The 5,492-nt window shown below is 47.4% G+C and carries 4 protein-coding genes; 3 read left to right on the forward strand and 1 reads right to left on the reverse strand.

Going from position 1 to position 5,492, the window contains the following annotated elements:
* Positions 1-2,018: oxidoreductase (locus M3P05_RS19965; RefSeq protein ID WP_249701889.1), on the reverse strand; the 2,018-nt coding region annotated here is incomplete at its 3' end.
* A gap of 165 nt (positions 2,019-2,183) precedes the next feature.
* Here M3P05_RS19965 and M3P05_RS19970 point away from each other — a divergent pair.
* The 3 genes from M3P05_RS19970 (at position 2,184) to M3P05_RS19980 (ending at position 5,455) form a co-directional block, all read left to right on the forward strand.
* Positions 2,184-3,191: an AraC family transcriptional regulator gene (locus M3P05_RS19970; RefSeq protein ID WP_249701890.1), complete on the forward strand. Its 1,008-nt coding sequence runs from the start codon at positions 2,184-2,186 to the stop codon at positions 3,189-3,191.
* A 111-nt stretch (positions 3,192-3,302) separates the two neighbouring features.
* Positions 3,303-5,039 carry an HAD family acid phosphatase gene (locus M3P05_RS19975; protein WP_249701891.1) on the forward strand — a complete coding sequence of 579 codons (1,737 nt, stop codon included), beginning with the start codon at positions 3,303-3,305 and terminating at the stop codon, positions 5,037-5,039.
* A gap of 38 nt (positions 5,040-5,077) precedes the next feature.
* The gene (locus M3P05_RS19980) at positions 5,078-5,455 is read left to right on the forward strand and encodes an MAPEG family protein (RefSeq protein WP_249701892.1); all 378 of its coding nucleotides are present in this window, start codon (positions 5,078-5,080) and stop codon (positions 5,453-5,455) included.
* The last annotated feature ends 37 nt before the right edge of the window (positions 5,456-5,492 follow it).

The raw sequence follows: 5,492 nt of genomic DNA on the forward strand, positions 1-5,492 counted from the left end.
ACAGCCTGATCAATAGCCCGTTTGGCATCCAGCTCCCGAGCCTCATCGGCTCCACCAATCATGGTAACCCTGACACCGGCAACTTCAAGACTGGCTTTCAAATCCCGCATTGGCTCCTGCCCGGCACAGATGATGACATTATCAACATCAAGTACAATCTCCTTGCCATCACGGGTAATATGAAGCCCCTGGTCATCGATTTTCCTGTACTCAACCAGATTCATCATTTCCACACCTTTATCTTTCAATGTGGTGCGATGAATCCAGCCAGTGGTTTTACCAAGGTTCTGACCTACCTTGCTTCTCTTACGTTGCAGCAGGTAAAGCTTGCGTGGCGATTCAGGTGGCTGTTTGGTAATACCTTCCACCCCACCTCGCGCCTGAAGTTCGGGATCTATACCCCACTCTTTATAAAACGCCTTGATATCCATGCTGGAAGATACCCCCTCATGGGTTAGGTATTCAGCAACATCAAAGCCAATACCACCAGCACCGATAATTGCGACGGATTTACCAACTGGCTTTTTATCCTTCAAAACATCGAGATAACCCAGCACTTTACGGTGATCGATACCAGGTATCTCTGGCGTTCTGGGCTGAATACCTGTGGCCAGAACCACCTGATCATATCCAAGAGTGGATAACTCAGCAGCTTCTACCTTATGCCCCAGTCGGACATCCACTCCGGTTTTCTCCAGGCACCGGCCAAAGTAGCGCAGGGTTTCATGAAACTCTTCTTTTCCCGGAATCTGTTTGGCGATATTGAACTGACCACCAATCTCTTTTGCCTGTTCAAACAGTGTCACTGAGTGTCCACGTTCGGCCGCAGAGGTGGCAAAGGCAAGCCCTGCAGGTCCCGCGCCGACAACTGCAATTTTTTTCCTGGTATCAACCGGCTGCAAAGGGACCAGGTTCAACTCTGTTTCATGACAGGCCCTGGGGTTAACCAGACAGCTTGTCAGCTTCCCGCCAAAGGTGTGATCCAGGCAGGCCTGGTTGCATCCTATACAGGTATTGATTTCCTCAGAACGACCGGTTGCAGCTTTCTCAATAAACTCAGGATCAGCCAGGAAAGGCCGGGCCATGGACACCATATCAGCCTGACCGCTGGCAAGAATACTTTCAGCAAGGTCAGGAGTATTAATGCGGTTTGTGGTAACAACCGGAATTCTAAGCTTGTCTTTGATTCGCGCTGTCACTCCCACAAATGCCCCACGAGGCACCATTGTGGCAATAGTCGGGATACGCGCCTCATGCCAGCCAATACCGGTATTGATCATGCTGACACCGGCCCACTCCAGCTTCTGAGCAAGTTCAACGATTTCATCCCAGCTGCTGCCTTCTTCAACCAAGTCAAGCATTGACAGCCGGAAGATAATAATAAAGTTTGCCCCAACCGATGCCCTTACCCGTCGCACAATTTCCAGGGCCAATCGAATTCGGTTGCCATAACTGCCTCCCCAGCGATCAGTACGTTTATTGACCCTTTTGGAGATAAACTGGTTAATGAAATAACCTTCAGAACCCATAATCTCCACCCCATCATAACCGGCATGCTTGGTGAGGGCGGCGCAGTTAACGAAATCAACTATCTGTTTCTCAATCTGTTCTTCTGTCAGTTCCCTGGGAGTAAAAGGATTGATGGGGGCTTTGATGGGAGAAGGAGCAACGCACTCCGGGTTATAGGCATAACGTCCGGCATGAAGAATCTGCATGCAGATAACACCGTTAGCCTGGTGAACGGCTGTGGTGACCTTGCGGTGCTGAAAAGCTTCTTCCTCATTGGTCAGTTTGGCTGCACCCTGCATAACGCAGCCTTCCTTATTGGGACCGATGCCACCGGTTACAATTAAACCAGCTCCACCCCTGGCCCGTTCCGAAAAATAAGCGGCCATCCGTTCAAAACCATTGGGCTGCTCTTCCAACCCTGTGTGCATAGATCCCATCAGGGACCGATTACGCAGGGTAATAAAGCCAAGATCCAAAGGTTCCATCAGGTGCGGATACCGATCTGTCATAACGACTCCTCAACATCTAATTGAATTAGATGCAGCATGTTGCAAATGCCATCGATTTATTTTTTGCTTAGAATGGCGGTCTGTCTTCACCTTAACTATCTATGATGTGAACGACAATGATAAGAAATCACAAAAACTTGATCGAAATATGCCAAGGGAATTCTAATGCAGCTTGGTGAACTTTCAATTGAATTTATTCATCCATTGATTAAAGCCACTCGTGATGCAGACAGGGATCCATCAAGAGTATTAAATCACTTCAACATTAATAGACAAAAACTCTCAGAGCCCGACCAGTGGATCAGCATCCCAAGGTTTATGCGGGTTGGCGAGGCTTTACTTGACCTGACAGACAACCCGACTTTAGGGCTTGATGCCGCGCGCCATAACCCTTTGCAAGGCTCCGGCCTGGCTGGTTTTGCCGCTATGACAGCGCCAGATTTATTAACTGCTTTTTCAACACTGATTCGATTTGAAACACTTTACAGTAATAATGTAAGGGGAAATTCTTCATTAACAAACAATAACTCTTGGTCAATTAATTTCTACTCCATTGCACCTTACAATGAATTCAATCGTTTTATTGTTGACTTCGTTTTAATGAAATGGGTTTCCTTAGCCATATGGCTTTCAGGAAAACAAGATATATTTCTTGAAATTCACTTTGAATTTCCTGCGCCTCATTTTATTGAATCTTATATTAATGCCTTCCCATGTCCGGTTTTGTTTGGAAAACAGCATAATCGCGTTTTGTTAAAACAGGGATCACAAGTCACACCCGTTTTATTTCACTCCCAACCTGATCATCAGCGCTTCTTACAACTCTGCCAGCAACAGGTTGGCCACCAGCATCATCCCCTTTCATTGACTCATAAATGTGCACGGGCTATTGCAAAAATTCTCCCTCATCCCTGCACTCTGGAAAAAGTGGCCGAAGAGCTACGGACAACACACTGGACCCTGCGCAGAAAACTTCATGACGAAGGAGTGTCCTTTAAGGAGATTCTGGAAAATACCCGTCGTGATATGGCCTGCTCATATCTCAGCAGTTCGCCTGTCCCCATTGCAGAGGTCGCCTACCTGACGGGATTCTCATCCACTGAAGCTTTCCAGCGCGCTTTTAAACGCTGGACAGGTCATCCTCCAGGCGAGTACCGCAGAATTAACAGTTAATCAGCCCTTGGTTAGCTGTTCTAACCGCCCGGTCAGTGCCCTCCCTCCCGTTTCCATGCATCCTGCCTGATGCACTTTCGTGTAATCAATATTTCCAAGGAGGGTTATCCCATGTATATCCAAACCAAGAGTGGCCTGGACACTCCTGTCGCAGTTACATCACCACCAACTTCAAGTGCGCCAACCAGTACAGCAGCACAAGTTGAGCAACCACATCTGTCACATCGCAAAACCGTTACCCATCAAGACCTTTTTTCTGAACTCAAGCAGGCTATCCACTGGAAACAGTGCTCGGCAGCCTTCAAGGCCATCTGCCTGCAAACCTTTGCTTTTGCAGAACGTGCACTGGAAGCCAAGCTGGCAAAAGATCCTCATGCTCAGGTAAACCTGGTTCTAGATATCGATGACTGCCTGGTGGAGTGTTCCAGTTTCTTTGCCGGGATGATGGACTCAGATGAGACAATGACACCTGAGCGCAACAATGAATGGTGGAAGAATGCTCAGAAGAAGCAGTCTACCCCGTTACCTGGGGCATTAAAGTTTATTAATAAATTCAAGGATAACCCCAGAGTCCATATCACCTATCTCACCTCCCGTGGAAATCCTGAAGGCATTGAGCAGTGGACTATTGATATGTTGAAAGAGCTTGGCTTCCCTCTGGCCGATGCCGGGCATGTCAGAGTGTCAAACCCAAGTACGGGCAGGAAACCGGACCATGTGAAGGCAATCAAGGAAAAGAATGGGATTCAAGAATGTCTCTTGATGGGAGATAAGTTATCTGACTTTGGTGAACCATGCCCTAAAGATCATGACAACAGAAGAAAATGGGTACACGAGCGCAAAGAAAAGTGGGGACGTGATTATATTGTGATGCCCAATCCTGTTTATGGGATGTGGGAGAACCTGACCCATGATATGGGTAAAATAGATTATCAGGAAAAGAAAGCGACACGTGACAGTAGCCTGCGCCAGGACATCTCGTTTACTACCTCTTCAGCAAAAGATGACCCCGTTAAAGCCCGAGAAACACTTCAGGGACTGCACTATGTCCAGAGTCCTGCTTACGATGCCTATATGCTCCAACTCAGTAATATTGCTAAGGACATGGCAAAAGAAAAACAGATGACTACCCGCTCTTCTGCTGTGGTATTTGATATCGACGGTACTCTTCTTTCCAACTCACCATGGCGGGCCAGGCTCTGCTTTGATGGTAAAAGCGGAACTCAGGATTCATTCAACGACTGGGCTCAAAAGCAGGACGCAGAAGCAATCGTTGGTATGAGGGAGCTTGTCAATGAACTGCGTCACCAGGGTTACCAGATATATTTCGTAACCAACCGCCCCAGCAAGCTTAGAGAAAGCGATAGGGAAGAAACCTTACGCAAGGCAACCGAGCAGGAGTTGCAGGGCAAAGGTTTTATGTCTGGTCATGACAAACTCATTATGCGTGAAGACGGAAACCCTTCGATTGAAGCAGACCAACCTGCTCCAAGAGATAAAGCGTCCAGAATGCAGGCTATACGGGATGGGGAATTTAATCGCGGCCAGAGAACCAATATCAAAATGTTCTTCGGTGATGCTATGAAGGATCTTGATATCGCCCCCAAGGAGATGCACCAGGGAACTGAAGATAACTGGAGCAAAAGCATTACTGGAAGTATGGGACAATGTTGTTTCCTCTGCCCTAACCCACCATTCAGTAAAGGCTGGCTAACTCACTACGTTGAATGGGCTAGAGAAAAGGGCATTGAAACTGAGATCGTAGATGGCAAATCACTCGCAGATAGAACCATAAAACATTGGCATCTGAGTGATAACTGTTTAGTCCTGCAAAAGGAAGCGGCATAATAATCTTTGGTTAACAAAAACAACAAAGCGAAACCAAAATGACTATTGCCTACTGGTGTGTACTGGCGGCAGCGCTGATGCCTTTGATCTGGACCGGCGCTGCTAAGACTTCCAAACCCGGATATAACAATAAACGACCACGGGAGTTTTTAGCATCGCTTGAAGGCTATGGTGCACGCGCCAATGCCGCACAGTTAAACAGCTTTGAGGCTTTTCCGCTGTTTGCAGCCGGGGTCATTATTGCTCACCAAATCGGAGTTATGGATCAAACCCTGATAGATACCCTGGCTATGGCCTTTATCAGTCTGCGTCTTCTGTTCGGCATTTTATACCTGGTCAACTGGCACTGGCTGCGCTCACTGGCCTGGACTGCCGCTGCAAGTTGCTGTATCGCTTTTTTTGTTCTGTCAGCGTAAATAGAAAGCAAGCGACAATTTATTACTTCATTAAAAA

Origin of the sequence: Parendozoicomonas callyspongiae (genome assembly GCF_023502345.1) — a bacterium.
GTDB classification, from domain to species: Bacteria; Pseudomonadota; Gammaproteobacteria; order Pseudomonadales; family Endozoicomonadaceae; genus Sansalvadorimonas; species Sansalvadorimonas callyspongiae.

Coding starts and splice junctions, on each gene's coding strand:
- M3P05_RS19970 (WP_249701890.1), top strand. CDS start 2,184: ATGCAGCTTGGTGAACTTTCAATTGAATTTATTCATCCATTGATTAAA.
- M3P05_RS19975 (WP_249701891.1), top strand. CDS start 3,303: ATGTATATCCAAACCAAGAGTGGCCTGGACACTCCTGTCGCAGTTACA.
- M3P05_RS19980 (WP_249701892.1), top strand. CDS start 5,078: ATGACTATTGCCTACTGGTGTGTACTGGCGGCAGCGCTGATGCCTTTG.